Genomic DNA, 1426 nt, shown 5'->3' with positions numbered 1-1426 from the left:
GAACAGTGGATGGCATAAACGAGTGTTTATAGCGTACACAGTTCTAAGAAGATGGCAAGAGTGAAGAGTGGGAGCTTATGGATCGCGGAGCGCTACCGAGAGCAGTCGAGCTGGCCTGGGGACTGGACCAGCCGGGAACGCGGGGTCCCAAGAAGGGGCTCAGTCTCGAGCACATTCTCGACACCGCGATCGAGTTGGCCGACGCGGAAGGTGTGACGGCTCTGTCGATGGGCCGCGTGGCCAAAGCGCTCGGGTTCACGACGATGTCGCTCTACCGCTACGTGGCGAGCAAAGACGAACTGATCGAACTGATTTCGGATCGGGTGATCGGTCCACCGCCGGTAATTCCCGACGGAGTGTCATGGCGCGTCAAGCTCGAAGCGTGGGCGAATCACGAATACGCCACGATGCTGAGTCGGCCGTGGTGGCTCAAGCTACCCATTACCGCTCCGCCGACCGGACCCAACAACATGGCGTGGCTCGACGCGGGTCTGAGCGCGCTTGACGGTGTCGCGCTGAGCGCCGCGTCGAAGTTCCAAGTGGTGACCAACGTGTCGTTGTTCGTGATCGGTCGTGCCCGATTCTCGGCCGACCTTGCGTCGCGATCGGCACAGTCGGCAGACGACGACGTGGCTTACGGCGCCCTCATCGCACGAGTGATCAATCGCGAGGACTTTCCCTACCTCAGCGCTGCAATTGACGAGGGCGGCTTCGAGGACGGCAGTCCGGAGGGCGAGGCCGCCGGCGACGACGCTTTCGATTTCGGTTTCTCGCTCGGCCTGCTGCTCGACGGAATCGAGAAGTTGGTGCAGCGGTCAGGACACCAGCGCGGTGGCACTGACGTCGTCGATGATCAGGTCGGTGATCAACCCACCCCGTAGGGCTCCCTCCAACGCGGGCAGTTTTGCTGTTCCGGCGACGATGCACACGCGCCTGGCGACCTTCTCGAAAAGGTCCAGTCGCGGGCCGCTCGCGCGCTCGTTGAGTTCGATTCCGCGGTAGCTCCCGTCCGACCGGAAGAACACGGTTGCGATGTCCCCGACCACTCCGTCGCGTCGAAGTGCCTCTGCTTCATCGGGTTCGAGGTAGCCGGCGGTGTAGACGTGACTCGGCACATTGCCACCCGGGACGCCGATACTGAAGACTGCCAGATCCATTCGCTTCTGCATGTCCAGTACGCGTTTGATGCTGCGTTCGCGCCACAGCTGCTCCCGGGTTTCCGGGTAGTCGAAGAAGGCGGGCACCGGAAATCCTTGTGGCAGAGCACCGTAGGCGTCGGCGATCGTTCTGATGATGTCGCTGGCATAGGAGATTCCCGTGGTACGAGTATTCGCGGCGCCGTTGAGTTGGACGACGTACGAGTTGTACGTGCGTTTGGGGGCAAGGTGCTTGCTGACTTCGCTGAGTGTGGTTCCCCAGGCGATCC

The 1426-nt window shown here is 62.0% G+C and carries 2 protein-coding genes; one reads left to right on the top strand and one right to left on the bottom strand.

Translation table 11 applies throughout. The features are described from left to right. Positions 1-77: 77 nt before the first annotated feature. On the top strand, positions 78-881 hold the full coding sequence (locus tag ABT116_RS46145; protein WP_235170110.1) for a TetR/AcrR family transcriptional regulator: 804 nt from the start codon (positions 78-80) through the stop codon (positions 879-881). On the opposite strand, the gene ABT116_RS46140 is transcribed toward ABT116_RS46145, so the two are convergent. Then, the coding region (locus tag ABT116_RS46140) for a sugar-binding transcriptional regulator (RefSeq protein WP_351647182.1) at positions 816-1426 on the bottom strand (611 nt) is incomplete at its 5' end. The two genes, ABT116_RS46145 and ABT116_RS46140, sit on opposite strands and share 66 nt — an antisense overlap.

It is taken from the genome of Streptomyces sp. NPDC002130, assembly GCF_040296465.1.
Classification (GTDB): Bacteria; Actinomycetota; Actinomycetes; order Streptomycetales; family Streptomycetaceae; genus Streptomyces.
The sequence above is the reverse complement of the archived record's forward strand: the minus strand, read 5'-3'. Positions and strand labels throughout refer to the sequence as shown.